Source organism: Aquimarina muelleri DSM 19832, assembly GCF_000430665.1.
GTDB lineage: Bacteria > Bacteroidota > Bacteroidia > Flavobacteriales > Flavobacteriaceae > Aquimarina > Aquimarina muelleri.
Genome location: NZ_AUML01000003.1, coordinates 58,181 through 83,570, shown reverse-complemented (window position 1 = coordinate 83,570; position 25,390 = coordinate 58,181). Strand labels below are relative to the sequence as shown.

23 protein-coding genes are annotated in these 25,390 nt (G+C 30.6%); 11 read left to right on the top strand and 12 right to left on the bottom strand.

What is annotated here, in order from left to right; all coding sequences use genetic code 11:
* Window positions 1–14 precede the first annotated feature (14 nt).
* A complete protein-coding gene (locus H527_RS0102840; RefSeq protein ID WP_027411301.1) occupies window positions 15–2,501 on the bottom strand; it encodes a M14 metallopeptidase family protein in 2,487 nt (828 codons plus the stop codon).
* 222 nt (window positions 2,502–2,723) lie between these two features.
* Between H527_RS0102840 and bshC the strand changes: the two genes are divergently transcribed.
* Window positions 2,724–4,319, top strand: a complete 1,596-nt coding sequence (gene bshC, locus H527_RS0102835; protein ID WP_027411300.1) for a bacillithiol biosynthesis cysteine-adding enzyme BshC — start codon at window positions 2,724–2,726, stop codon at window positions 4,317–4,319.
* Window positions 4,320–4,338: 19 nt separating this feature from the next.
* Here the strand turns inward: bshC and H527_RS0102830 are convergent, their stop codons facing one another.
* On the bottom strand, window positions 4,339–4,623 hold the full coding sequence (locus H527_RS0102830) for a hypothetical protein (RefSeq protein ID WP_027411299.1): 285 nt from the start codon (window positions 4,621–4,623) through the stop codon (window positions 4,339–4,341).
* 372 nt (window positions 4,624–4,995) lie between these two features.
* On the opposite strand from H527_RS0102830, the gene guaA reads away from it, so the two are divergent.
* The 4 genes from guaA to H527_RS0102810 all read left to right on the top strand — a co-directional run bounded on the left by guaA (window position 4,996) and on the right by H527_RS0102810 (window position 9,911).
* Window positions 4,996–6,525: a glutamine-hydrolyzing GMP synthase gene (gene guaA, locus H527_RS0102825; RefSeq protein WP_027411298.1), complete on the top strand. Its 1,530-nt coding sequence runs from the start codon at window positions 4,996–4,998 to the stop codon at window positions 6,523–6,525.
* Between the two features lie 50 nt (window positions 6,526–6,575).
* Complete coding sequence (locus H527_RS0102820; RefSeq protein WP_081414537.1) at window positions 6,576–8,732, top strand: LysM peptidoglycan-binding domain-containing protein; 2,157 nt, start codon at window positions 6,576–6,578, stop codon at window positions 8,730–8,732.
* 403 nt (window positions 8,733–9,135) lie between these two features.
* Window positions 9,136–9,672 (top strand): DUF922 domain-containing protein, encoded by a 537-nt coding sequence (locus H527_RS21315; protein ID WP_035087263.1) that lies wholly within the window; start codon window positions 9,136–9,138, stop codon window positions 9,670–9,672.
* Window positions 9,673–9,686: 14 nt separating this feature from the next.
* The gene (locus H527_RS0102810) at window positions 9,687–9,911 is read left to right on the top strand and encodes a DUF3820 family protein (protein ID WP_035087260.1); all 225 of its coding nucleotides are present in this window, start codon (window positions 9,687–9,689) and stop codon (window positions 9,909–9,911) included.
* 247 nt (window positions 9,912–10,158) lie between these two features.
* Here H527_RS0102810 and lysA read toward each other — a convergent pair whose 3' ends face one another.
* Window positions 10,159–11,391, bottom strand: coding sequence for a diaminopimelate decarboxylase (gene lysA, locus H527_RS0102805; protein WP_027411295.1), 1,233 nt, complete (start codon window positions 11,389–11,391; stop codon window positions 10,159–10,161).
* Between the two features lie 152 nt (window positions 11,392–11,543).
* Here lysA and H527_RS0102800 point away from each other — a divergent pair, with 152 nt between their 5' ends.
* Entirely contained in the window at window positions 11,544–12,179 is a 636-nt protein-coding gene (locus tag H527_RS0102800) for an LON peptidase substrate-binding domain-containing protein (RefSeq protein ID WP_035087293.1), read from the top strand.
* Between the two features lie 151 nt (window positions 12,180–12,330).
* Window positions 12,331–13,524, top strand: a complete 1,194-nt coding sequence (gene sucC / locus H527_RS0102795) for an ADP-forming succinate--CoA ligase subunit beta (protein WP_027411293.1) — start codon at window positions 12,331–12,333, stop codon at window positions 13,522–13,524.
* Window positions 13,525–13,741: 217 nt separating this feature from the next.
* Here the strand turns inward: sucC and H527_RS0102790 are convergent, their stop codons facing one another.
* Together H527_RS0102790 and H527_RS0102785 are read right to left on the bottom strand one after the other, a co-directional pair.
* Window positions 13,742–15,346, bottom strand: a complete 1,605-nt coding sequence (locus H527_RS0102790) for a class I SAM-dependent methyltransferase (RefSeq protein ID WP_027411292.1) — start codon at window positions 15,344–15,346, stop codon at window positions 13,742–13,744.
* A gap of 119 nt (window positions 15,347–15,465) precedes the next feature.
* The gene (locus H527_RS0102785) at window positions 15,466–15,729 is read right to left on the bottom strand and encodes a DUF1456 family protein (protein WP_027411291.1); all 264 of its coding nucleotides are present in this window, start codon (window positions 15,727–15,729) and stop codon (window positions 15,466–15,468) included.
* A 358-nt stretch (window positions 15,730–16,087) separates the two neighbouring features.
* On the opposite strand from H527_RS0102785, the gene H527_RS0102780 reads away from it, so the two are divergent.
* The 3 genes from H527_RS0102780 (at window position 16,088) to H527_RS0102770 (ending at window position 17,732) form a co-directional block, all read left to right on the top strand.
* On the top strand, window positions 16,088–16,522 hold the full coding sequence (locus tag H527_RS0102780) for an Hsp20/alpha crystallin family protein (protein WP_027411290.1): 435 nt from the start codon (window positions 16,088–16,090) through the stop codon (window positions 16,520–16,522).
* Between the two features lie 166 nt (window positions 16,523–16,688).
* Window positions 16,689–17,543 (top strand): SPFH domain-containing protein, encoded by an 855-nt coding sequence (locus H527_RS0102775; RefSeq protein ID WP_027411289.1) that lies wholly within the window; start codon window positions 16,689–16,691, stop codon window positions 17,541–17,543.
* A gap of 3 nt (window positions 17,544–17,546) precedes the next feature.
* Window positions 17,547–17,732: a type II toxin-antitoxin system antitoxin gene (locus tag H527_RS0102770; RefSeq protein ID WP_027411288.1), complete on the top strand. Its 186-nt coding sequence runs from the start codon at window positions 17,547–17,549 to the stop codon at window positions 17,730–17,732.
* An 84-nt stretch (window positions 17,733–17,816) separates the two neighbouring features.
* Here the strand turns inward: H527_RS0102770 and H527_RS0102765 are convergent, their stop codons facing one another.
* The 3 genes from H527_RS0102765 to H527_RS23005 are packed head-to-tail and all read right to left on the bottom strand — an operon-like array spanning window position 17,817 to window position 20,267.
* Window positions 17,817–18,419, bottom strand: a complete 603-nt coding sequence (locus H527_RS0102765) for a DUF2306 domain-containing protein (protein ID WP_027411287.1) — start codon at window positions 18,417–18,419, stop codon at window positions 17,817–17,819.
* 9 nt (window positions 18,420–18,428) lie between these two features.
* Window positions 18,429–19,187 carry a LytR/AlgR family response regulator transcription factor gene (locus H527_RS0102760; RefSeq protein ID WP_027411286.1) on the bottom strand — a complete coding sequence of 253 codons (759 nt, stop codon included), beginning with the start codon at window positions 19,185–19,187 and terminating at the stop codon, window positions 18,429–18,431.
* 30 nt (window positions 19,188–19,217) lie between these two features.
* A complete protein-coding gene (locus tag H527_RS23005) occupies window positions 19,218–20,267 on the bottom strand; it encodes a sensor histidine kinase (protein ID WP_051316605.1) in 1,050 nt (349 codons plus the stop codon).
* A 261-nt stretch (window positions 20,268–20,528) separates the two neighbouring features.
* Here H527_RS23005 and H527_RS0102750 point away from each other — a divergent pair, with 261 nt between their 5' ends.
* Entirely contained in the window at window positions 20,529–22,913 is a 2,385-nt protein-coding gene (locus H527_RS0102750; RefSeq protein WP_027411285.1) for a TonB-dependent receptor, read from the top strand.
* A gap of 19 nt (window positions 22,914–22,932) precedes the next feature.
* Here H527_RS0102750 and H527_RS0102745 read toward each other — a convergent pair whose 3' ends face one another.
* The 4 genes from H527_RS0102745 to H527_RS0102730 form a co-directional block, all read right to left on the bottom strand.
* On the bottom strand, window positions 22,933–23,454 hold the full coding sequence (locus H527_RS0102745; protein ID WP_027411284.1) for a flavodoxin family protein: 522 nt from the start codon (window positions 23,452–23,454) through the stop codon (window positions 22,933–22,935).
* 74 nt (window positions 23,455–23,528) lie between these two features.
* A complete protein-coding gene (locus tag H527_RS21305) occupies window positions 23,529–23,852 on the bottom strand; it encodes a winged helix-turn-helix transcriptional regulator (protein ID WP_051316604.1) in 324 nt (107 codons plus the stop codon).
* 33 nt (window positions 23,853–23,885) lie between these two features.
* Complete coding sequence (locus H527_RS0102735; RefSeq protein ID WP_027411283.1) at window positions 23,886–24,230, bottom strand: 5-carboxymethyl-2-hydroxymuconate Delta-isomerase; 345 nt, start codon at window positions 24,228–24,230, stop codon at window positions 23,886–23,888.
* A 108-nt stretch (window positions 24,231–24,338) separates the two neighbouring features.
* On the bottom strand, window positions 24,339–25,358 hold the full coding sequence (locus H527_RS0102730; RefSeq protein WP_027411282.1) for an adenosine deaminase: 1,020 nt from the start codon (window positions 25,356–25,358) through the stop codon (window positions 24,339–24,341).
* Window positions 25,359–25,390 lie beyond the last annotated feature (32 nt).

Genomic DNA, 25,390 nt, shown 5'->3' with positions numbered 1-25,390 from the left:
TTATTTAATGTGATTTAAAGTGTAAATTTATTATTATTGGTAAAAAAAATTGCATTCACGAAAAAAAGCTTTCCGTTTTCCCAAAAAGATCGAAATAAAGGATTATCTACCATGTAAATAACACTACCCTGACCTATTCTTGCTTCACCAAAAACTAGTGAATTATTTAATCCTTTTAAGGCAGATGTTCCTGCAAAACCAGATATGTTTTGTTGTTGCTCTACGTAGGCGACATTATATCCTTTTTTAAGAAATTTAAAAGAATCGCTTCCTAATTTTAAACTAAAATAAGTGTCGTTATATCCAAATGCCATAGGATGAGAAGAATCTACTTTTGTTTTGAAAATACTTCCTGTAATTAAATCTTTTACGCTTTCCCTTTCTCTTTGGTCATAAGCTATAAGATTTCCTGTAGAGTCTTTCTCTTTTTCTTCTGGTTTGTTTTTATATAAGTCAAATCCTTCTTTGTTAGCAAAAGTATTTACGGCAGTACCTATAGTTATTAGTTTTCCTCCTTTTTGCACCCATTTTTTTAGATTTTTTATAATATCGTTATTTAAATAGTCATCATAATATCCGTTAGGTAGTATTAATACATCAAAATTACTAAGGTTAGTATTTTTAAAATAATCTGTATCTATTGAGGTAATAGGGTATTTAAGTTGTTGTTCAAAGAAATGCCAAATCTCACCATAGCTCAAAGAAGAAGTATATTTACCTTTTACAACAGCAATTTTTTGATTGTTAATTAATTTTACATCTGGCGAACCAAAGTCTACACCGCTATTAGAAAAACTACTTGAGGCTGTATATATTTTTCGTTTATGAGCATTGGCTATATCTATAACAGTTTTATCATAAGTGCTGTTTTTTTGATTATCACTTTTTGTAATTATCAGACTTCCTTTTTTAAAACTTTCTGTGCCATTGCTAAAGTCTTTTTCGCTAAACCGTACACGTATATTATGTTTAAGTAAATCCGCCATAAAAGCTGCGTCATTCATGCTATTCCATTTGGCGATATATCCTGGTCCAGCAGGATTGGTTGTATTACCAATAGTACTATTCTTTTTATTTGTATTAGCAGAAATCAATGTTGTTGAGGCAATAGCATCTAATCCATATGCATGGGGGATACTCCAAGCGGTAATATCATAAGTAAGAGGGTCATTTAATTTAGCATCTGGTTCGAAAAGTACTTTTACCATTTTACCTTTTGGTTGATTAGTACTTACTACAAGTGCTCCTTTTGCATTGATACTTCCTTGCTTATTCTCTCTAAAATTATATCCACTCACTTTTTCGTTATCTGTAAATCCGTAAACAATCTCGTGCCTGTCCAATAATTTGGTCAAAGTATTTATTTTATCTGCTTCGCCATTTAGGATATAGCTTTTATATTTTAGATTACTAGTGTTAAAAAACTTTTTAAACTCGGTATTCAATTTTGAAGCTTGTTTAGAGGAAATTTCTACGGTAGATAGTCCCGTTGTAGTATGGTGCAAGACACGATCTTTTAATGTTAATACAAAACCTTCATCTGTTTGGATACCTAATCCTGCTCTTCCGTGTCCTGCCTGCTCATAAGTCATACCAATAGCTCCCATAAAAGTAGGATACGTATCTCCATAACTCGGATATAACAGATCAAAACGCTCTCGGGTAAAAAAGAGCCATCCTTCTGCATCAAAATAACGAGCATGGTTTTTACCAACTTGTGTTTGGAAATCTTTTTGCCAAGGAGTTATAATTTCATGAAAAGGTTCTGCTGCTGGAGCAAAATAATAAGGTTCATTAATACCTTGTTCATGAAAATCTACATGTACATGTGGCATCCATGTATTATAAATTTTTAAACGTTGTTGTGATTCTACTTGGGTTGCCCATGCCCAATCTCTGTTAAGATCAAACAAGTAATGATTTGGTCGTCCGCCTGGCCATGGTTCATTGTGCTCTGTAGCAGTCTGATTGATTTGGTATGGTGTAGCTTTTACCTGATTATACCAGTTTACATAACGATCACGACCATCTGGGTTGATACATGGGTCTATAATAACTACTGTGTTTTTTAACCAAGTCTCTTTTTGTGTAATTAATTTATAGATAGTTTTCATAGCAGCTTCTGTACTAGAAGCTTCATTGCCATGTACATTATAACTCAACCAAACAATTGCAATTTCTGAATTTGCAGTTCCTTCTGCAACACCTATATTTTTTAAATTATTTAATCTAATATTTTCAATATTATTCAAGTTTTCTTCAGACGAAACTATGGCATAAGTTAGAGGTCTTCTTTCATTAGTTTTGCCATAGGTATGGTAGTTTACCATGTTGGAATTATTAGCAACATGGTTAAAATAATTTACAACATCGGCATGACGTGTAAATTGGTCTCCTACTTCATAACCTAAAAAATCTTTAGGAGATTGTAATTTGTTTTGAGAATAGGCTAAGCTAGTCGTTATAAGTACGACAAATAGTGTAGTAATTAATTTTTTCATCGATAAATGCTATTCATTTAAATGGTAAAATACCGAGTTAAATTTAGGTTGTAATCTGTATTAACTAAAATTTAGGATTTGAAAAAATAATATAGCACATAGTTAGCTTGGAAGTTTTGTTATAAGGAGTTGTGTAAAATTTTGGTAGACTATTAAAAAAAATATAAAAATATATATCTAATAACAATCTAATGTATATTTAACCATTCAAAAAAAAATAATATGCCTAGTGACTGTATTCCATTTAGAGACACGAATTACTTTTCCTCTCTTATTTGTGATTATTTAGATCAAAAGTCTGAATTACAGCCTTTTTATAATCGATATCCAGAATTAGAAAATTTTGAAGATCAAATTCAAGAAAAGCAACAATCATTTTCTAACCACCATAGAGAAGTTTTAGTACAAACCTTAAAAAAGCAATATAAAGAGGTAGCTATTTTAGAGGAAACTAAGGATAATATAGAGGCTTTAGAAAAACAAAATACTTTTACAGTAGTTACAGGGCATCAATTAAATCTTTTTACAGGGCCGTTATATTTTTTATATAAAATTATTTCCACAATAAATCTTACCAAAACTTTAAAAGAGAAATATCCTGAGTTTAATTTTGTGCCAGTGTATTGGATGGCTACAGAAGATCATGATTTTGAAGAAATAAATTATTTTAATCTTTTTGGTAAAAAAATACAATGGAGTCGTAAAGATGGAGGAGCTGTAGGAGTATTTAATACCGAAGGATTAGATAAAGTTTTTGATGTTTTTTCTGCTGAAATAGGAAAAGGACAAAATGCAGAACGACTTAAATCTCTTTTCGAAAAAGCATATATAAAACATAAAAACTTAACAGAAGCAACCAGATATATAGCTAATGAATTATTTGGAGAATACGGTTTGGTAATCATAGATGGAAATGATAGAGAATTAAAACGATTATTTATCCCTTATGTAGAAAAAGAATTAGTCGAGCAAGTAGCGTTTTCTAAGGTGCTACCAAAAGCACAAAAACTAGAAAAAGCAGGATATAAAGTACAAGTAAATCCTAGAGAAATTAACTTGTTTTATTTGGCAGATGGATTACGAGAACGTATAGTAGAAAAAGAAGAAAGATATTTTGTTAATGAAACAGATATTAGCTGGAGCAAAAGTGAGATATTAAAAGAGCTTTCTGAGTTTCCAGAAAGGTTTAGCCCTAACGTAATGATGCGACCATTATATCAAGAAGTAATTTTGCCAAATCTTTGTTATATCGGAGGAGGAGGGGAACTTGCATACTGGTTAGAATTAAAAGATTATTTCGAATCTGTGGATATTCCTTTTCCAATATTATTACTTCGAAATTCAGTATTGATTCAAACTAAAAAACAAGCCGAAAAAATCGAGAAGCTCAATGTTTCAGATACCGAGTTGTTTTTGAAACAACATGAATTAATTAATCGAAAAGTTCGACAAATATCCAATATAGATATAAACTTTGATACACAACGTAAACATATAAAGGAGCAGTTTGTAGCGATGTATGAGCTAGCAAGCCATACAGATGTTACTTTTCTTAATGCAGTAAAAGCACAAGAAATAAAACAACTTAAAGGACTAGATGTTTTAGAAAATCGATTGTTAAAAGCACAAAGGCGAAAGCTTAGTGATCATGTGAAACGACTTACAGATATACAAAATCAACTTTTTCCTAATCATAGCTTACAAGAACGAAACAAGAATTTTTCTGAACTATACTTAGAGTATGGACAAGAATTAATTCCTGAATTAATTAAAAACTTAAATCCATTAAGAGAAGAATTTTTAATTATAAAAGATTAACTAGTGCGGATTTTAAAGATTATACTAGTTCTTTTTTGATCCAATTAGGGTTTTTAATCCATATAGTGCTTTTAACCCAACTCCCAGTAGCTTCATTTTTCTTTTTATAGGGATCTGTATTTTCTCTTATCAGGTCTAAAATAGACATAGATATAAAGATTACATTGTTAGGGGGATTAATTAGTTGTTGTGCTAAAGTGTTAACAATTGTATTAGTGTTAGGAATTTTTTTTTGATACGGAGTGTTTTTAGAAAAACAAGCTATACTTGAAAAGAATAAAAAAATAAAAACAAGATTTTTCATATTTTTTGGTTTTAAGGAGTTATGATTTAAGCTCTATAGGTTATTATGTTTTTTAAATTGTTGCATGATTAAAATTATTTAAATAAGAATAAACTATTTTAAGTGATCGATTATTGGTTATTTTGTGTCGATCAATCGTTATTTTGTATAGATGAATGGTTTTTGTTTAGTTTTTTTATGTAAAAAGTCTGTTTTATAGTAGTTTATGGGTGATTTGAATAAGAATAATCATCAGGTTAAAGCAAGTTTTTTAAAAACAGTTTTTAGATTTTTTATAAGCCAAACACCAAAGTTGTTTATAAAATAAACGACGTAGTTAAAAATTATTCTATTTAGGATTTCGAGGGTTATAATTTAATTTTATTTTTGCCTATGCAAAACAACGTACTTATTTTAGATTTCGGGTCGCAATACACACAACTTATAGCAAGAAGAGTTAGAGAGTTAAACATATATTGCGAAATACACCCTTATAATAATTTACCAGAAAATGTTTCTGATTTTAAAGCCGTAATTCTTTCAGGTTCTCCTTTTTCAGTAAGAGGAGAAGATGCCCCTCATCCTGATTTATCAGAAATCAGAGGTAAAAAACCTTTGCTGGCAGTTTGTTATGGAGCACAATATCTGGCTCATTTTAGTGGAGGCGAAGTTGCTCCTTCAAATACACGAGAATATGGTAGAGCGAATTTATCTTTTATCCAAGAAGGAGAACAGTTCTTTGAAAGTATAAGTAAAGGATCCCAAGTATGGATGAGTCATAGTGATACCATCAAGAAACTTCCAGAAGGAGCGGTTAAATTAGCAAGTACTAGCGATGTAGAAAATGCTGCTTATAGAATAGAAGGAGAAGAAACGTATGCTATTCAATTTCATCCAGAAGTATATCACTCAACCGATGGAAAGAAATTGTTAGAGAATTTTTTAATTAAGATAGCTAATGTTCAACCAGATTGGACACCAGATTCTTTTGTAGACTCAACAGTAGCAGAATTAAAAGAAAAATTAGGGAACGACAAAGTAGTATTAGGGTTAAGCGGTGGGGTAGACTCAACAGTTGCAGCAGTGTTATTACATAAAGCAATAGGAAAAAACTTACATTGTATTTTTGTAAATAATGGATTGTTACGTAAAAATGAATTCTCTGCAGTATTAGATCAGTACGAAGGAATGGGGCTCAATGTAAAAGGAGTAGATGCTTCGGCACGTTTTTTGGATGCTCTTGCAGGAGAAAGTGATCCCGAAGGAAAGAGAAAAATAATTGGTAAAATTTTTATAGAAGTATTTGATGATGAAGCGCATCAGATAGAAAATGCAAAGTGGTTAGGTCAAGGCACTATATATCCTGATGTAATAGAGTCTATCTCGGTTAATGGGCCTTCTGCAACTATTAAATCTCATCATAATGTTGGAGGATTGCCCGATTTTATGAAATTAGAAGTAGTAGAACCATTACGCATGTTGTTTAAAGATGAAGTGAGAAGAGTTGGTGCATCGATGGGAATTGATCCAGAGTTACTAGGGAGACATCCTTTTCCCGGACCAGGGCTAGCAATTCGAATATTAGGGGATATAACCCCAGAAAAAGTAGCCGTTTTACAAGAAGTAGATGCTATTTTTATAAATGGCTTAAAAGAAGATGGATTGTATGATAAAGTATGGCAAGCAGGAGCTATTTTATTGCCAGTACAGAGTGTTGGAGTAATGGGAGATGAGCGAACTTATGAAAACTGTGTAGCATTGAGAGCAGTTGAGAGTACAGATGGGATGACCGCAGATTGGGTAAATTTGCCTTATGAATTCTTACAAAAAACTTCTAATGCAATAATAAACAGAGTAAAAGGCGTTAATAGAGTAGTATATGATATAAGTTCTAAGCCTCCTGCAACAATAGAGTGGGAGTAAGTTTTGGTTTTATATAAGGGGAATTAAAAAAAAAAATAATTAGATAATACATGAAAAAGTTTTTATTGATCTTTCTGTTGCTGATGGTATCAGGTATAGCTTATGCACAGCAATATAAGAGTCATAAAGTGGCAAAAGGAGAGAATGTATACAGGATAGCAAAACGTTATAATACCACTCCAGAGGCTATATATAAAATAAATCCAACAGCAAAAGATGGGATCAGTGAAGGTGAAATTTTAGCCGTTCCAGTGTTAGGTAATCAAGAATATAAAATTCACGTTGTAGAAAAAGGAGATACGGTATATAGTCTTTCAAAAAAATATAATATCAGTGTAGAAACTATTTATTTATTGAATCCAGAGGCAGATAAAGGGATTAATCTTGGTCAAATCCTTAATGTAGGTAAAATGGAGGAAAAAGAGGTGGCAGCTGTAGATGTTAATAAAGAGAAAGGAAAAGATGCTGTTTTAGATAGTTTGAAAATAGCTCCAAAAGAACAAGAAATAATACGATATATAACCCATAAGGTTAAGAAAAAAGAAACTCTTTACGGGATAGCTAAAAATTACAAAATAACAGTAGAAGACATAAAGAAAAATAACAAAAGACTATACTCTGAGCAGATCAGAAAAAAAGATAAATTAAGGATACCTGTATTTGCAAATGACCCTGTAGGTAATGAGACATCAAAAGTCTTAACGGATTCTAGATTATCTACCACTACTCGGTATACGGTAAAACCAAAAGATACAAAGTATAGTATTGCCAGACGACATGGGGTTACTATAAATGAGCTAGAACAGCTTAATCCTAATATGAGCTCAGGTTTCCCTGTAGGAATGCAAATAACAGTTCCTACAAGTGTATTTGTTTCTTTAAAAGATGCGGTTCAGCCTGGGTTTGAATTATATCAAGTAAAACCTAAAGAAACTATTTTTCGTATTTTGAGACGTACTGGGATCTCTTCTGATTCTTTATTTAAAATGAACCCTTATCTACGGGAAGGCTTAAAAGCAGGTATGGTAATTACAATTCCTAAAGACACAATAAGTATAAGTAAAGGGTTGTCTAAAGAAAAATATGTAGATTTAGGAAAAAACTTATATAATTTTACTCCTAAGAAAGTAGCAGTAATGCTCCCTTTTAGTTTGGATACTTTGAATTTTGAAGCTAGAAAACAAACAGAAAGCTACCTAAAGAGTAAACAAAGTTTAAGAATAGCATTAGACCTTTATAGTGGAGTTTTGATAGCAATAGATTCTGCTAAAACTAGGGGGATTACTACTGAATTAACTGTTTTTGATACACACAGAAATAATAATAGAGAGCATATCAAAAATTTAATACATGAAAATGATTTTGAAAATACAGATGCTATAATCGGACCATTATACCAAAGTAATGCTGAAATAGTAGCCTCAGAACTTAAAAAATATAACACCCCTGTATTCTCGCCAGCTTCAAGAAAAGAGTCAAAATTACATGATAATTTCTTTCAAACGCGCCCTACAAATAAAATATTACAAGATAAAATAATATCGTTTGTAGAAAAAGATTCTATAAGCAAAAATATAGTAATTATAGTTCAGAAAGGTGGTAAATATGAAGAGGTGAAAAAGAAATTGATAGCTAAGTTTCCTAATGCCAAAATTGCTAAGATAGAAGAAGGAAATTACCTTTATGAAGTTCGACTTAATAAAGCGTTAGATAAAAACAAACCAAATTGGATTTTTCTAGAATCAAATGACGTAGCAATGATTAGTAATGTTATTCCTTTGCTTAATGCAAAAGCAGAAAGTCATAAGATAACTTTATTTACTACAGATAAAAATAATGCCTTTGATAATGATAATATAAAAAACGAACATTTATCAAAATTACATATGCATTATCCATCTGTAGATAAAGAATTTGATAATAAAGAAATAGAAGAAGGAGAAGAAATAGCTCCATTTGTAAAACGTTATAAAAGAGAATATGGCTCTGATCCCAATAAATGGGCTATCAGAGGTTTTGATATAGCATATGATATTTTAATGCGATTAGGAACAGCAGATGATTTATATAAAGCTTCTTTTGATGGAACAACAGAATATGTTGAAAATAAATTTAATTATTCTAAAAAACTTTTAGGAGGATACTCTAATGAAGCAGTATATCTCATTAAGTTTGATGATGATTTAAAATTAAATATAGTAGAATAATTTTGTAGTAAGGAATAAAATATTTAAGATTTCTAAAGACAGAAAACATAAACTTATCGACACAAGTATTAGTGGGGGTATAAATTAATACTGAATAAAAAATGCTTCTAGATATATAAAAAAAAGTATTTTTTATATATCTTTGATTTTGTAGAGGTTATGTAATTTCTGTTTTTTGAAGAAAATAATTTCTATGGCATTGTAATTGATAGGTTTCAAATATCAAGGAAAACAAAACGCTGGTTTTATAGTAACATATATACTTTAAAAATACGTATATTTAAAAGCTAGGAAGTAGTAACACTATTTTGTAAAGCGCTAACAATATTTGCCCCATATTGTATCCCTTAGTGTTTCAGAAATAGGTAAATATAACTTTATTTGGGCATAATTGTTTGCAATTATGAGTAAGTACATTACTATTATTTTATTTTTATTTATTACCAATAATAATGGTTATGTAGGCAAATTCTCTTATACAGAAAGGAGTGAGTTGGCATGGTCAGATTTTAGAGGGAAACCTAATATGAATAGCGCTTTTGGTGCTAGTGTAAATACAGGTATTACCTATCAATGGTCTTATGGTAAAGATAAAGGAGAGATTGAATTAAACTATCAAGTAGATAGTTTTTGCTACCCATCATTATCTTGGGTAAAGAGGGGGCAAATGTCTGATGGACTATTGTCTCACGAGCAACTACATTTTGATATTTCTGAATTACATGCACGAATAATGCGAAAAAGATTAAAAGAATATAAGGCAGGGGATAATATACGTCGAGATCTTAATAAAATGTATAAGTTGGTAGAAAGAATGAGAATTAATATGCAAGAAAGATACGATGAAGAAACAGATCATTCAATAAATAAAGAAGCACAAAAAAAATGGGAAAAAAAGGTAGAAACATTAATGTGGTATTATAGAAACTTTACCAAATAATCCCTTTTTAATTTATGGAAATCCAACCTCAAAAGGATTTTTTAACCAAATTGGCTTATGCTAAAATGCCTTTTGGTAAATACAAAGATAGATACCTTATAGATCTTCCAGAGTACTATGTAGTGTGGTATCATAATAAAGGTTTTCCTAAAGGTCTATTAGGGCAGCAGTTACAAACAGTTTACGAATTAAAACTTAATGGCTTAGAATACTTAATTAAAAACATTAAAAATCTATAAATGTATTCTGAAATCTCATTTTTTATAAACAGAATTTCGAGATTTCTTTTTTAAGACCTTTTTATTTATGGTAAAGCCTTATTAATGATTGCTTTTTTGAAGAAATCTAATAATATTATGTGCTAAAATTATCTTTGAATTAAATAATTATAATATCTCTTTAAACAGAATTCTTATTTTTATTTCAGATTTTTATAACAAATAGCGCTAGACAGAATCTAACGCTATTTATTATTGCATGAATATTTTATGATACAGTTTCTTTTGTTTTAGAGAAAATATCAATGTCTATTTGATTTTTTATAAGATCATTAAATGTTTCGCGTTTGCGAATCAAATGAGCCTCTCCTTCATGCCATAGAACCTCTGCGGGACGGTAGCGAGAGTTGTAGTTGCTAGACATCGAAAAACAATAAGCTCCAGCATTTTTAAAAGCTACAATATCTCCTTCTGTGATTTCAGAAATTCTTCGATTTGTAGCAAAAGTATCTGTTTCGCAGATATATCCAACTACAGAATAGAATCGTTCTTTTCCTTCAGGATTAGTGATGTTAATAATTTCATGATGCGAATTATAAAACATTGGTCGGATTAAATGATTAAAACCACTATCTATCCCTGCAAAAACAGTAGATGTAGTTTGTTTGATTACATTTACCTTAGCTAAAAAATATCCTGCTTCACTAACCAAAAATTTACCAGGTTCAAATCCTAATGTTAAATTTTTACCATATTCTTTACAAAAAGAGTTAAAGCGTTTAGTCATTTTAAAACCAAACTCTTCTATATTAGTTTCAATATCTCCTGACTTGTAAGGCACTTTAAAACCACTTCCAAAATCTATAAAATCAAGATTCTTAAAATTCATTGCAGTTTCAAAAAGTATTTCGCAAGCACGCAGAAACACTTCAATGTCTAAAATGTCGCTACCTGTATGCATGTGTATTCCATTAATACGCATCCCTGTATTTTGTACAATTCTAAGAATATGAGGAATTTGGTGAATTGAAATTCCAAACTTGCTATCGATATGCCCTACAGATATTTTGCTGTTTCCGCCAGCCATTACATGTGGATTCATACGAATACACACAGGGGTATCAGGGTGTTTTGTGCCAAACTGTTCTAAAATAGAAAGATTGTCTATGTTTATTTGTACGCCTAAAGAGGAAACCTCTTCTATTTCTTCAAGAGAAACCCCATTAGGAGTAAAAACAATATTCTTTGGTTTGACACCTGCTTTTAATCCTAATTCTACTTCCTGTATAGAAACTGTATCTAGTCCTGCTCCTAAAGAATTTATTAGCTTTAAAATAGCAAGATTAGACAGTGCTTTAACTGCATAATTAAGTTTTAACTGTTTGACTTCCTTGAAAGCATCAGAAAGGCGATTGTACTGTGAAATAATCTTTGAGGAGTCGTATACATAAACAGGACTCCCAAATTCATTTGCAATTGCTAATAAATTTTTATTTTCCATTGTGTCACAAATTTAAGCTTACGAAATTATCAATAAAATTAGAGATATTATCGTCTTATTAAGAAAAAATCTATTGTTCAATAGATTTTAATATTTTTAACTTGTACTTAATGTCTATAAAAAGAGTAATTAGTATTTTTAATAAAAAAAATATGTTACCTCTTTTTCCATTGCAAACTGTAGTTTATCCAGGAGAGCGTTTGTCTTTGCATATTTTTGAAAAAAGATATCAGCAACTAATTGCCGACTGTCAAAAAGAAGGTTTCCTATTCGGGATACCTACTTTTCTTGACGGGAAATTAGAGTATGGAACAGAAGTAAAACTTCAAGAAGTAGCTCAAAAATATCCCAAAGGTGAAAGCGATGTTGTATGCTTAGGAACAAGAGTTTTTAAAATCAGTAATTTTAACCAGCAATATCCTGGTAAGTTATATTCAGGAGGAGATGTTCAATTTCTTAAAAATAAAGAAGAGAATACTGAGGAGTTACAAGAAAAATTACTTAGAAGCATAACAAAGCTATATATAGAATTAGCTATAGATAACCCTCCAGTGTTAGCTGTCCCCTTTGTAAGCTATCAAGTAGCTCACAAAATAGGTTTATCTTTGCATCAAGAATATCATTTATTAAAACTTAGAAATGAATCAGAACGATTACAATATCTTATAGAACATCTCAAAGTTACTATTCCAATAATTAGAGAGATGAATCGAACTAAGAAAGTGATTAAAATGAACGGGCATTTTAAGAATTTTGATCCTTTGGATTTTAAGAATTTTCAATTATAATTTTTAAGAATTTTCTTTAATTAGTTCAATAAGTTTTTGGTTTCTTTTTTTGTTTTGAATTTCTTCCTAGTTTTTTACGATAAAAGATTGGCACAGTAACTTCACTTTTGCTATTTTTGGAACTCCTATAAAAAAGGCAAAAAAAAACATTATGAACTTACACGAATATCAGGGTAAAGAAATATTAAGCAGCTTTGGCGTGCGTATTCAGCGTGGTATTGTAGCGCAAAATGCAAACGAAGCTGTTGCAGCAGCAAAACAACTTACTGCCGAAACCGGAACAGGATGGCATGTGATTAAAGCACAGGTTCATGCTGGTGGACGAGGAAAAGGTGGTGGAGTTAAGCTAGCTAAAAACCTTAAGGAAGTAGAATCTGTAGCAGAGCAAATTATTGGAATGAATTTAATCACTCCTCAAACTTCTGCTGAAGGTAAAAAAGTACACCAGGTATTGGTGGCAGAAGATGTATATTATCCAGGAGATAGTGAGCCAGATGAGTTTTATATGTCTGTTTTGTTAAATCGTACTTCTGGTCGTAATATGATTATGTATTCCACTGAAGGAGGAATGGATATTGAAACTGTAGCGGAAGAAACTCCTCATTTAATTTTTACAGAAGAAGTAGATCCTTCTGTTGGATTACTTCCTTTTCAGGCAAGAAGAATAGCTTTTAATTTAGGGCTAAGTGGTACAGCTTTTAAAGAAATGACCAAATTTGTAATGGCGTTATATACAGCCTATACTAAATCGGATGCTTCTTTATTCGAAATCAACCCTGTTCTTAAAACAAGTGATGATAAAATTATGGCAGTTGATGCCAAAGTGACTTTGGATGAAAATGCATTGTATCGCCATAAAAATTATGTCGATATGCGAGATATACGTGAGGAAAACCCTATCGAAGTAGAAGCAAAAGAAGTTGGTCTTAATTATGTAGATCTAGACGGCAATGTAGGGTGTATGGTAAATGGGGCAGGTCTTGCAATGGCTACTATGGATTTAATTAAGCAAGCGGGTGGAGAGCCAGCTAACTTTTTGGATGTAGGAGGTACAGCAGATGCAAAACGCGTAGAGGCGGCTTTTAGAATTATATTAAAAGATCCAAATGTAAAAGCAATCCTTATTAATATTTTTGGAGGTATTGTTCGTTGTGATCGAGTAGCGCAAGGTGTCGTAGATGCTTATAAAAACATGGGAGATGCGATTAAAGTGCCTATTATAGTTCGTTTACAAGGTACAAATGCAGATATAGCAAAAGAATTAATCGACAATAGTGGGTTAGATGTGCAAAGTGCAGTACAGTTTCAAGAAGCTGCGGATAAAGTGCAAGCAGTATTAGCATAATAAAATAATATTTTTGTAATAAAAAAAGCGACCTTTTATAAGGTCGCTTTTTTGTTGCAATTCTATAGGTGTTTGCTATTAAATATAGAGTTTTGTCTGATTTAGTTTTGAAGATTTTGAACTAGCAAAAAGAAAAGATTGTGACTCTAAACTTTCCAAAACACAAAGAGGTGGTAACGCAATTTACCAGAAATTAATGTTATATAAGGATATAATTTTATTTCCCTACGATATAATTAATACTTACTGTTGCAAGCTCAGAATTCGGAAATTTTGAGAAATATTTTTCGTCACTTTGTAATCCTACTTCGTTAATTATTTTAAGAAAAGAGTCGATCTCTAAAATATATTGATCAGAAAATCCATGAGTAGCATCATAGGCAGTAGCAGCAGTTTTACCTAAGTTGTTAGAGGTTAATTTAGGATTAATTGTGTGTAATTCTATAACGATTAAGCCAAATTTGGTAATGTAAGGCTCCCATTTTTTAAAATGATCTTTTAGGTTACGTTCTACGTCGTTATTATGTAGTCTTTTTCCTCGATAAGCAAATGCGCCTGTAGATGTACTAGGAGTGTCTAGTAGAGAGGAAGGAGTGCTCCATATTCTGTTATGATCTAAAAATGTTCTTACAGATAATAAATCTTTTAATTCGATAGCATAGTTTTCTTTTAGATCTTTTTGAAGTAAATCAGGGTCACTTATGTCTCCCCAAATAACTTTTGCCCAAATATCTGCCTGAATTAAGTTAGCCCTGGTGACTTTTAGGGCAGCTTTGTTGTAATCAGCACCAACTAAAAAAAGCGGATAATCATCCAAATGTTTTCCTCTTAAAGTTTTAGTTGCAATAACCTCAAAAAGATGAATTAAAAAAGCACCATTACCACATCCCATATCCAAAATTCCTTTTGGTTGTTCCTCTAGCGGTTTATTGAATATGCTAATGATGATTTCATCAATTTTTTTAAAATAAGTTGTATGTGCGCCTCCGCTTCCCCATACATTCATTTCTCGGTCTACGTGTGTTTCAGCTTCTGTTTTTGAATTCCATAAAGTATTTGGATCCCCAAATAATAAAGCATCCATTTGTCTAAACATAGGAATGTAGGAAACTGTAACGCCATAAGCGGATGCCCTTTTTGCAAAAAATAAACCCTTGTTTGTGAAAGTGTAATTACCATTCGATTTACTAAACCAGCCAAGGTTGCTTAAAAAAGTAAGAATAGAATCAAAACTTTCAGGAAATTTGTGATATTCATCTGCACTAAAAGATGCTTCCATAAAATATTTATGAAACATTCCTCCCATACCTAAATGAACTGTTGTTGGACCAGTTAAAATACCTTCTATGTGTTTTAATATTTGGTTTTGAATGCTTGTAATAATAGTGTTTATGTTCGTCTCTAGGTAAAAACGATTCTCATATTTTTTAAATAGTTTTTCTAATTTATGAAAAGGATCTAATTCGAATTTTCTAGGATGAAATTTTGCAGAATATTCTAATAAATCAATAACGTCTTCATATAAATAAAAATATTCAAAAGCTATTTTTGACATTTCATTGATCTTTATAATAACATCTCCATTATTTGTTTTGTAATCTAGCCAGCCTTGTGCGCTTAATATTCGTAAAGCTACATTTAGATATCCTTCATTAGCATTTTTTATTGTTGCAATTTCAGAGATAGAAGCCTCAGTTTTTTTAAGAAGATAATCCGTAACTTTATTTTTGTAAAGAGAGTAGGCAACAGGAGCAACAGCAATCCCATCCAAATGATAAAAAAGTTCTTTTCTGAATAATTGTTTTTCTGTGGTAGTAAGCATAGGGATAGTTGTTGAATGTCTATATAAATGTAAACACAACCAAATCTAAGCAATTATTTGGAAAACAGCATTTAAAAAAATGAAAGAAGATGTTTTAAAAATGTATTAATGATGTTTTTTTATTCAGTTTTTTTAGCAGAAGATTTTTCACCTTTTTTAGGCATCGGACCTCTAAGATGAATTACTAGACCATTTAAAAAATTACGTAAAATTTGGTCACCACATTCCATATATTTTGGGTGGTCTTCGCTTCTAAAGAGCGCACTTAATTCACTTTTACTAACCTTAAAATCTACTAAAGCACAGATTTTTATAATATCATCATCACGTAATTTGTGTGCGACTCTTAATTTCTTGAAAATATCATTATTTGTTAATCCCATTTTGCAAAGGTATATTTTTTAGATGTAAAATAAGAGTAAAATTAAGATAGGAATTTTTTTAAAAAAATAACCACTGAGTTGTGGCCTGAGACAATTGATGCTTTTTTTTGATAAAACACATTACTATCCTAGTAAAGTAATTTCACTACTAGAATTTACTTAAGGGAGGTATAGTCTGGGCAGTGAGGTAAGACTTGTTTTTTTATGTGTTTTTGTCATTTTGATTAAGCTAAAAGTGACATTTTGTCTTTTATTATTTTTGAATTAATGACATTTTGGCATTGATTTAAGATTGGAACTTAAGTTGCTATATACTCATTGAAGTTAAAAATTAAAATAACCTTTAAAACATAAAACAATGAGTTTAATAAAAAGATCAGACAGATTACCTTTCCTTTTTGATGATTTATTTACTACAGATTGGCTTGGTGGAACAACTAATGTTAATAAGGTAGGATTTAATACTCCTGCTGTTAATATCAAAGAAACAGATGATGAGTACACATTGGAACTGGCGGCTCCTGGACTAATTAAAGAAGATTTTAATATTGAATTAAATAACGATTTACTTATAATTTCTTCTGAAAAAAAAATAGAAAATGAATCTGAAGAAAAAGGTAGGTATACGAGAAAAGAGTTTAGTTATACCTCTTTTAAGAGATCGTTTACTTTACCAGAAACTGCAAATGCAGATAAGATTGAAGCATCTTATGAAAATGGAATGTTATTAATTAAACTACCTAAAAAGGAAGAAGCTAAAGTACAACCTAAAAGGTGGATTGAAATTTCATAATCTAAGTTGAAATTTTATTTAGCTAATTTGATTTTTTATAAAACGCTCTTTATATCAAAAAGAGCGTTTTTTTGCTTTTAAATAATAATACAAATGTCATTTTTTATCCTTTTAATGTTTTTTTTAATATTTTTTTGTATCATTGTGATATCAAAATGATATTATTATGAAATATGAAAAAAATATAAAAGCAAGTAGTGGTTACTTAATGTTAATCGTGTTATCATTAATTGTAATAACCATGGTAGTAGGCTTAATTGTTATGGATAATCCATTGTTTTTGACATTTATGTTGCCAATACTATTTATAGGAAGAGGTTTTTTTATTGTGACGCCTAATAGCTCTAAAGTAATGGTGTTATTTGGTGCTTATAAAGGAACCGTAAAAAGTAATGGTTTCTTTTGGGCAAATCCTTTTTACACAAAGCAAAGACTTTCTTTAAGAGCTAGAAATTTTTATAGTGAACGAGTAAAAGTAAATGATAAGATTGGTAATCCAATTTTGATTAATGTAATTTTGGTTTGGAAAGTAAGTGATACATATAAAGCAGCCTTTGATGTAGATCAATACGAAGAGTTTGTTCGTGTACAAACAGATGCTGCGGTAAGAAAACTTGCAGGTTCTTATCCTTATGATAATTTTGCAGACGGAGAACATGAACTTACACTGCTATCAGGTATGGATGAAGTAAATGAAGCTTTAGAAAATGAAATAACAGAACGTTTAGCTATAGCAGGAATAGAAGTAATGGAAGCAAGAATAGGATATTTGGCTTATGCTCCAGAAATAGCAAGTTCTATGCTAAAAAGACAACAAGCCGTTGCTATTGTTGCTGCTCGTAAAAAGATAGTAGAAGGGGCTGTTGGTATGGTAGAAGATGCTTTGGCTAAATTATCTACAGATAATATAATTGATTTTGATGAAGATAAAAAAGCCTCTATGGTTAGTAACTTAATGGTTGTTTTATGTGGAGATAAAGAAGCTATTCCAGTTATAAATACAGGAACTTTACATTCATAATTTATGAGTAAGAAAAAATCATTTGTTTTAAGAATAGATCCAGAAACTTTTAAGTTGATTGAAAAATGGGCGGATGATGAATTTAGAAGTGTTAATGGTCAATTAGAATGGATGATGCACAAGTGCCTTAAAGATGCAAAACGATTAAATAATAAAAATAAGCCAGATGATACTTCTTTAGAAAAATAGAGAAAGAATTGATTATTATAAAAAACACTCTTCATATTAAAAAGAGTGTTTTTTATAGTATACTACTTAAAAAGAATACTCCATTTATTTAGATTTGATTCTAATCATATAATGTATTAGTATAAGATTGGGAACCCAACAAAGCCAAGCAACTATTCTATAGGCAATTATAAAGTCATGAATTAGTATTACAAGTATAGGTAGCCATATTCTAAGAGTTACGGCGGCAAAACAGAATGCATAGCTATAGTACATCATTATTTGATGTTGCACTATTTGAGCAGTTTTAGCATACCAGTACCCTTTTAGGGTCGTATATAACCAAAGGATGCCAAGACTAATAAACCCTAAAGAAGCGATACTTCCACCAGTGGCAAAGAAACCAATATAAATTCCTGAAACCCCACTTATAAAAACGGTAATAACATAAATTTTTCCAATCCATCTATGCGCTATTGGGCGAGAAATTCTTAATCTTTCATTAAACTGTATCCATCCTATTAATAATGCAATGCCTCCCGTTATGATATGGCTATAAAAAGATATATTCCATAGGGTATCAGCTAGTAATTCGGTACTCTTAGATTCTAATAACCCAAAATCCCGGGGAATAAAAAAATATAGAAAAGGGTATAATCCTATAAGTATACTTAGTATAGAAAAAATTAAAGTAGTAATCTTTTTCATTTTATTGAATTAAAGATCTAACCATTTTTTAAAATTTGATGTTCGCTCTCTGGAAACGATAATTTGATCTTCATTCTGAGGATTTAATTTTAATAATAAGCGACTATTAAAATAACTATGGATTTCGATGACAGCTTTTACAGAAACCATGAACTTTCTATTGATCCTAAAAAAATGAATTGGATTAAGAATATCTTCAAGTTGGTCTATACTGTATTCGATAGGATATTTTTTACCTAAATGAGAGTGTAAGAAAATAACGCCTTCATGAGATTTAAAATATGCAATATCATCTACATTAAATGTATTAAATTGATTTCCGATTTTAATCATAAAACGACGTTTGTATTCTTTTGAAAATAAGCTTTTTATATGTTCAAATTTATATTCATCTATTGATTTATGAACATCGGTATTATTTTTTCGGTATTTAACCAATGCGTTTTTTAAATCATTTTTATCAATAGGCTTTAATAGGTAGTCTAAGCCATTATATTTAAAGCCTCTTATAGCATATTCATTATATGCTGTGGTAAATATTACTGGAGGATGATCTTCCAGAGTATCCAAAATATCAAACCCGTATCCGTCATTTAATTGAATATCTAAAAATATTAAATCAGGTAATGGATTATTTTTAAACCAATGTAATCCGTTTTCGACAGAAGTAATTTGACCAGTGATTTCTATTTCTGGAGCTAACTCTTTTATAAGATTTGCTAAACGCCTGGAGGCTATATTTTCATCTTCAACAATTATGGCAGTCATTCTATGAAACTTTTACTATTGCGATTTCTTTTATGTTTTTGATAATAAGGGGATTGTAACTTCAAAATACGCGTCTTTTGTTTTAATTATAACCTCCTGATTGGTATAGAAAGAATATCTTTTCTTTATGTTTTTAAGCCCTAATTGGGTAGATTCTTCTTTTTGTTTTCTTGTACTTAGATTATTTCGAATCATAATACTATTTTTTTTAATAGATATAATGCTGATTTCTAAAGGGTTTTCTTTAGAGTAGTAATTGTGTTTTAAAGCGTTTTCTACAAGCATTTGTAAAGATAATGTAGGGATTAGATAGTCTCTTGTATCCATAGAAATATGAGTTGTAATACTCAAAGCTTCCTCGTGCCTAACATTCATCATAAATATAAAAGAATCTAGAAAGTTTAATTCTTTTTCCAAACTAACCAAATCTTCTTCTCGATTGTCTAAAATATATCGATAACATGTGGCTAATCTAGATACAAAATCAGAAGCCAAATCTCTATCTTCATACATAAGGGATGTAAGTGTATTTAAACTATTAAATAAGAAATGAGGGCTAATTTGATTTTTTAGCGATCTGTATTTAGACGTTATTACTTCTTTTTTAAGTTTATTCATAGTGAGTTCTAATTCTTTTTTCTGTTTTAAAGAATGATAAAAAAGATTAAAAATGATAACAGAAAACCCTAATAGTGTTGCTCTGAAAAAGTCGATTCTAAATTGTAACCAGGGATTATTTGCTTCAATTTTACATAAATCATGAAATTTGAAAATGGCCATGTAATACAAAAAAGCGGTTAAGGGAATGAAAATAGCCATATTGATAGCAATAATTTTCACCCCATTATTTAAGTCAAGGGTTTCACCAAGATTAGATTTTACTTCTCTGCGTATTAACCAATCATTAGTCTCCCATGTAAACATAAAAAGAAAAAATGCACTAGAATAATAAAACAAGCTTGTAGCATCAAGTTCTGTAGTGTCACCACTATGATCTATAGTTAATTTGATAATAAAAAAAACTACGTTTATGACAATAAAACGTAATGTAAATTTTTTTATATATGCTTTTGAAATCATATAAATAATACTTCTTCAGTAAATAGTATTGGTAAATATACATAACTGGTATTCGATAATTGTTTGTGGGTATATTCAATTGTTAAATTAGAAGCTGAATTGTTTTAAATAAGGCTGGATCTAGTTGGCTCATATCTTATTTGGTTTTATACTGTTCAAACTTATATTTGACGTTTCAGCAATAAAAGTATCAATTCACTTTTTTTTCATTTTGACAAACAAAAAGAAGTCACAGATTTGCCCAAAATAAGGAATCAAATTATGAAAAAAATCACTTTTATATTTATTATAATATTAGGATATATAGCAAATGCACAAACAGGAATAATTAGAGGACATGTGATAGATAAACAATCAGAAATACCTTTAGCAGGTGCTACAATTGAGTTATTAAATATAGAACAGAAAATAGGGGTAATAACCGATATGGATGGTTATTTTACATTAAAAAAAGTGCCATTAGGTCGGCAAACAATACGGGTAAGTTTTATTGGATTCGAATCCATTACTCTGCCTAATATAGTAGTCACTTCGGGTAAAGATGCTGTAGTTAATATAGCACTAATAGAGTCATTTGATAAACTGGACGAAATAATTATTACTTCAGAAACTAACAAAGTTCAGGCAGTTAATAAACTTGCATCGGTTTCTGCACGACAATTTGGAGTTGAGGAAGTAACCCGTTTTTCTGGAGGTAGAAGTGATGTAGGTCGTTTAGCGGCAAATTATGCAGGTGTTTCTTCTCCAGATGATAGTAGAAATGATATTGTAATACGAGGTAATTCCCCAGTGGGATTGTTATGGCGATTAGAAGGAATACCTATTCCTAGCCCAAATCATTTTTCAACTGCTGGAACTACAGGAGGGCCTGTATCCGCACTTAATTCAAATTTATTAAAAAATTCGGATTTTATAACCTCTGCATTTCCATCAGAATATGGTAATGCAATTGGAGGAGTGTTTGATCTTGGATTTAGAAAAGGTAATATAGATGATTATGAATTTACAGGGCAAGTAGGTGTTTTTAGTGGAGTAGAAGCAATGGCAGAAGGACCTTTAGGAAAAAACAAAGGATCGTTTTTGGTGTCAGGAAGGTATTCATTAGTTAGTATATTAGGAATTGGAGCAGGAGGAACATCAGCGACACCAAATTATTATGATATTTCATATAACATAGATTTTGGAAAAAGCAAATTAGGTAATTTTTCGCTATTTGGAATTATAGGTTTTTCGGACATCGAGTTTAAGGGAGATGATATTGATGAAGATGATCTGTTTGCTGCCGAAGATGAAAATTCAATTGCGGATTCCGGTTTTGGGGTAGTAGGACTAAAACATCAAATTAGTATCGGTTCCTCCTCTTTTTTAAAAACAATAGTATCTAGATCTTTTACTAGCAATGAATTTAAAGTAGATCGTTTTATAGATAAAAACACTCCGCAAGAACGTATATTGAAATATACTGAGATAGATAATAACGAATCACGTTTTACCTTTTCTACACTTTTTAATTCTAAATTGAGTAGTAAAAGTACTTTGCGAACAGGGATTTTGATTGAGAATTTTAAAATTGAAGCTTTACAACGAGATCGAGAAAAACAGCCAGATACTAATGAGGATGGAGATCCAGATCTATTTACTTTTTTGGATATAAATAAAAATTTAAATATCATCCAGCCTTATGTTCAAGCACAATTTAGGCTTACAGAAAAACTAACTTTAAATACGGGAGTACACAGCCAATACAGTACTTTAAATGAGCAGTTTGTATTCGAGCCCAGAGCAGGACTTTCATATAAGATAGGGAGAAATCATCGTTTTAGCTTTGGGTACGGAATACATCATCAACCAGTTTCTTTGCCGTTACTTTTTTTGAACAAAGAAATTAATGGAAAGTTAGTGCAGACAAATAAAGATTTAGATTTTGTAAGGAGTAATCATTATGTATTAGGTTATGATGTAAGAATAAGTAAAGGGTGGAGAGGTAAAGTTGAGGTGTACTATCAAGATATTGATAATGCCGCGGTAGAGTCTTTTTCATCGAGTTATTCTTCTTTAACAGAAGGAGCAAATTTTGGATTTGAAAATGATAGAGTGTCATTAGTTAATGAAGGAACAGGTTTTAATCAGGGTATAGAACTCACTTTAGAAAAGTTTTTTAACAAAGGATATTATGGATTATTAACTACTTCGCTGTTTGAAAGTAAATACAAAGGAAGTGATGGTATAGAACGAAATACACCTTTTAATAATGAGTATGTAGTAAACTTTCTTGCTGGAAAAGAATTTGCGATTGGAAAAGCAAAGAAAGATATGCTATTTTTTGACACAAAACTTACCGTGTCTGGAGGAAGATATTATACTCCAGTAAATTTGGAAGCTTCTCGACAGGCAGGGTTTGAGATATTACAAGAAGATTTGGCTTTTAGTAAACAAAATGATGCTTATTTTAGATGGGATGTTAAGTTTGGGTATAAAATCAATAGTAAATCAAAAAAACATTCCCATCAGTTTTATGTAGACTTTCAAAATGTAACAAATAATGAAAATATATTTACGCGACGTTATAACCGTTTAACAAATAAAGTAGATCAGGTAGATCAAATAGGGTTTTTTCCTGATTTTGGATATCGTTTTCAATTTTAAGCAGTACCGTTCTATTTGTTTAAAGGAGTTGGATGTTTTTTTGCTCTATAAAAACATCCAAGTCCTTCTTTAGTTTTTTAGTAATTATTCCATATTCTATCCATGTATGAATATCTCCTAAATATTCCATATTCAGATAATTTGCAGCTTCTATAAACGGCATGGTAAAACCTTCTTTTATTTCACAGTCAGAACCACAACTTATTACAACCATCTTTTTTTCTCTCAATTTGTATCTTATCTCTTTTTCTGTTTTTAGACAATCGGATATTCGATCTATAAAATTTTTTAGTATCCCGCTCATGGTATACCAATATACAGGAGTAGCAAAAATAAAAGTGTCATAGTTATCTACAATATCTCTCATTAATGGAATGAAATCATCATTTCTATTTTTAAAACCATAATCAAAAGCACCAATGTTTTTTGATTTTAAATCAATAATATCAAATCCGGTTTTTTCTTTTACAAATAGTGCTATTGTATTGGTGTTTCCATTGCTTCTTGAACTTCCTTGTAGTATTACTCCTTTATTCTTCATTTTTAGATAATTAAATTCAGAGCAAAGCTATTTTGTTTATTTTAGTTATCCAATAAGGGGTGAATTTTGCACTATTATAATCGATCTCCAAATTCTGTAAGTATATTGAAAACAGAAGAAAGTTTACTACCTAAAGGAGTCATGGAATATTCTGTTTTTTTAGGAAATTGATTAAAATCTTTTTTTTGAATAAGACCATCTTCTACCATTTCCTTAAGTTGTTGTGTTAATGCTCTTTTTGAAGCTTCGGGTAATCCTTCTTGTATATCTTTTAATCTAACAGATCTTTTTAAAAGTTCACTTAAGATAGCTGGTTTCCATTTGCCAGAAATGACAAGTAAAGTCTTTTCAATAGAGCAATCGCTTTTTATTGGTGTTTTACGCTGGTATGAACTCATTTTTTATAAAGTGATTTCATGTTAGAAATAATATCATACCATAGATTTATTACAATACGATGATTTTTCAAAATCCCTGATATTTATAGAAATGATAGGTACATAAGGAAACATAGTTTTTAGAGTACGTATTATTTTTTTTGAAAGATCAGCTTTTTGCGCTTCATTTCTTCCTTCCATAATATTACCAAATACATGAATAAAATCATCCTGAGTATTTCCGGTAGAATAATATTTAAAAGGATTAATCCTTACTTTAATATCATTTTTACTAAAAAGCCCTGTAGACTCGGCAGTATCATTTACTGCTTGAATGATTTCTTGAGGGGATTTCAATTGAATAATGTTCTCCGAACAATCTAATACAAAATGTGGCATGTTTTTTTATAAATGTAACTAATCAAATAGAGATGAATAGTTTTGTTGTTATTACGAATAAAGGTATTGGAATACAGTATTAGTGCTAATTTAAGTTTTCTGAATACACTAATTTTTTTTAAAATATTCTTCCACCTGTAAAATCTTTTCTTCTTTTTCTTTGCTGGTTAACCAACTAGCTTTGAAACTGTTTTTGACTAATTCTGTAATTTGTTTTTTAGAAAGATCAAGTGCTTTAGTAATACCCAAATAATTTTCATTCATGTAGCCTCCAAAATAAGCTGGATCGTCAGAATTAACGGTTACTAATAAGCCTTTATCCATCATTTTGATTATTGGATGATCTTTTAGATCAGAAACAACTTTTAACTCCAGATTGGATAAGGGGCAAAGAGTAAGTGGTATTTTTAATTTGGCTAAATGTTGTACTAATTTATCATCTTCTAAACAGCGATTGCCATGATCGATACGAGTTACCTTAAGTATGTCTAATGCTTCCCAGATATACTCTGCTGGACCTTCTTCGCCTGCGTGTGCAACAGTTAAAAAACCTTCTTCTTTTGCTTTTGCAAAAACACGTTCGAATTTTGAAGGCGGATTTCCAACCTCAGAAGAATCTAAACCAACACCACTAATCCATTTTTTATAAGGGAGAGCTTCTTTTAAGGTATTAAAAGCAGAAGCCTCATCTAGATGTCTTAAAAAAGAAAGGATTAATTTATAGGTAATTCCTAATTTATTTTTACCGTCTTCTAATGCACGATAAATTCCTTTGATAACTGTATTAAAAGGAATACCTCGATCCGTATGGGTTTGCGGATCAAAGAATATTTCTGTATGAACCACGTTTTGTGTATGAATCTTTATAAGGTAAGCCCAAGTTAAGTCATAAAAATCCTTCTCTTCTATTAAGACATTTGCACCAGCATAATAGATGTCCAGAAATTCCTGAAGATTGTTAAAACGATATGCGTTTTTTAAATCAGCAATGGTAGAGTATTTGATTTTTTTATTGTTTCTTTTTGCAATTTCAAATAGTAGTTCAGGCTCGAATGTTCCTTCAATATGTAAGTGAAGCTCTGCTTTAGGGATCTCTTCAATAAACTTTTCAATTGAAATATTATTCATAGTAATTTGTGCTTTTATCTTATCAAATGAAT

What these genes read in the sequence shown, in the direction of transcription:
- H527_RS0102840 (WP_027411301.1), bottom strand. Translation starts at nt 2,501, where the DNA reads ATGAAAAAATTAATTACTACACTATTTGTCGTACTTATAACGACTAGC.
- bshC (WP_027411300.1), top strand. Translation starts at nt 2,724, where the DNA reads ATGCCTAGTGACTGTATTCCATTTAGAGACACGAATTACTTTTCCTCT.
- H527_RS0102830 (WP_027411299.1), bottom strand. Translation starts at nt 4,623, where the DNA reads ATGAAAAATCTTGTTTTTATTTTTTTATTCTTTTCAAGTATAGCTTGT.
- guaA (WP_027411298.1), top strand. Translation starts at nt 4,996, where the DNA reads ATGCAAAACAACGTACTTATTTTAGATTTCGGGTCGCAATACACACAA.
- H527_RS0102820 (WP_081414537.1), top strand. Translation starts at nt 6,576, where the DNA reads ATGAAAAAGTTTTTATTGATCTTTCTGTTGCTGATGGTATCAGGTATA.
- H527_RS21315 (WP_035087263.1), top strand. Translation starts at nt 9,136, where the DNA reads ATGAGTAAGTACATTACTATTATTTTATTTTTATTTATTACCAATAAT.
- H527_RS0102810 (WP_035087260.1), top strand. Translation starts at nt 9,687, where the DNA reads ATGGAAATCCAACCTCAAAAGGATTTTTTAACCAAATTGGCTTATGCT.
- lysA (WP_027411295.1), bottom strand. Translation starts at nt 11,391, where the DNA reads ATGGAAAATAAAAATTTATTAGCAATTGCAAATGAATTTGGGAGTCCT.
- H527_RS0102800 (WP_035087293.1), top strand. Translation starts at nt 11,544, where the DNA reads ATGTTACCTCTTTTTCCATTGCAAACTGTAGTTTATCCAGGAGAGCGT.
- sucC (WP_027411293.1), top strand. Translation starts at nt 12,331, where the DNA reads ATGAACTTACACGAATATCAGGGTAAAGAAATATTAAGCAGCTTTGGC.
- H527_RS0102790 (WP_027411292.1), bottom strand. Translation starts at nt 15,346, where the DNA reads ATGCTTACTACCACAGAAAAACAATTATTCAGAAAAGAACTTTTTTAT.
- H527_RS0102785 (WP_027411291.1), bottom strand. Translation starts at nt 15,729, where the DNA reads ATGGGATTAACAAATAATGATATTTTCAAGAAATTAAGAGTCGCACAC.
- H527_RS0102780 (WP_027411290.1), top strand. Translation starts at nt 16,088, where the DNA reads ATGAGTTTAATAAAAAGATCAGACAGATTACCTTTCCTTTTTGATGAT.
- H527_RS0102775 (WP_027411289.1), top strand. Translation starts at nt 16,689, where the DNA reads ATGAAATATGAAAAAAATATAAAAGCAAGTAGTGGTTACTTAATGTTA.
- H527_RS0102770 (WP_027411288.1), top strand. Translation starts at nt 17,547, where the DNA reads ATGAGTAAGAAAAAATCATTTGTTTTAAGAATAGATCCAGAAACTTTT.
- H527_RS0102765 (WP_027411287.1), bottom strand. Translation starts at nt 18,419, where the DNA reads ATGAAAAAGATTACTACTTTAATTTTTTCTATACTAAGTATACTTATA.
- H527_RS0102760 (WP_027411286.1), bottom strand. Translation starts at nt 19,187, where the DNA reads ATGACTGCCATAATTGTTGAAGATGAAAATATAGCCTCCAGGCGTTTA.
- H527_RS23005 (WP_051316605.1), bottom strand. Translation starts at nt 20,267, where the DNA reads ATGATTTCAAAAGCATATATAAAAAAATTTACATTACGTTTTATTGTC.
- H527_RS0102750 (WP_027411285.1), top strand. Translation starts at nt 20,529, where the DNA reads ATGAAAAAAATCACTTTTATATTTATTATAATATTAGGATATATAGCA.
- H527_RS0102745 (WP_027411284.1), bottom strand. Translation starts at nt 23,454, where the DNA reads ATGAAGAATAAAGGAGTAATACTACAAGGAAGTTCAAGAAGCAATGGA.
- H527_RS21305 (WP_051316604.1), bottom strand. Translation starts at nt 23,852, where the DNA reads ATGAGTTCATACCAGCGTAAAACACCAATAAAAAGCGATTGCTCTATT.
- H527_RS0102735 (WP_027411283.1), bottom strand. Translation starts at nt 24,230, where the DNA reads ATGCCACATTTTGTATTAGATTGTTCGGAGAACATTATTCAATTGAAA.
- H527_RS0102730 (WP_027411282.1), bottom strand. Translation starts at nt 25,358, where the DNA reads ATGAATAATATTTCAATTGAAAAGTTTATTGAAGAGATCCCTAAAGCA.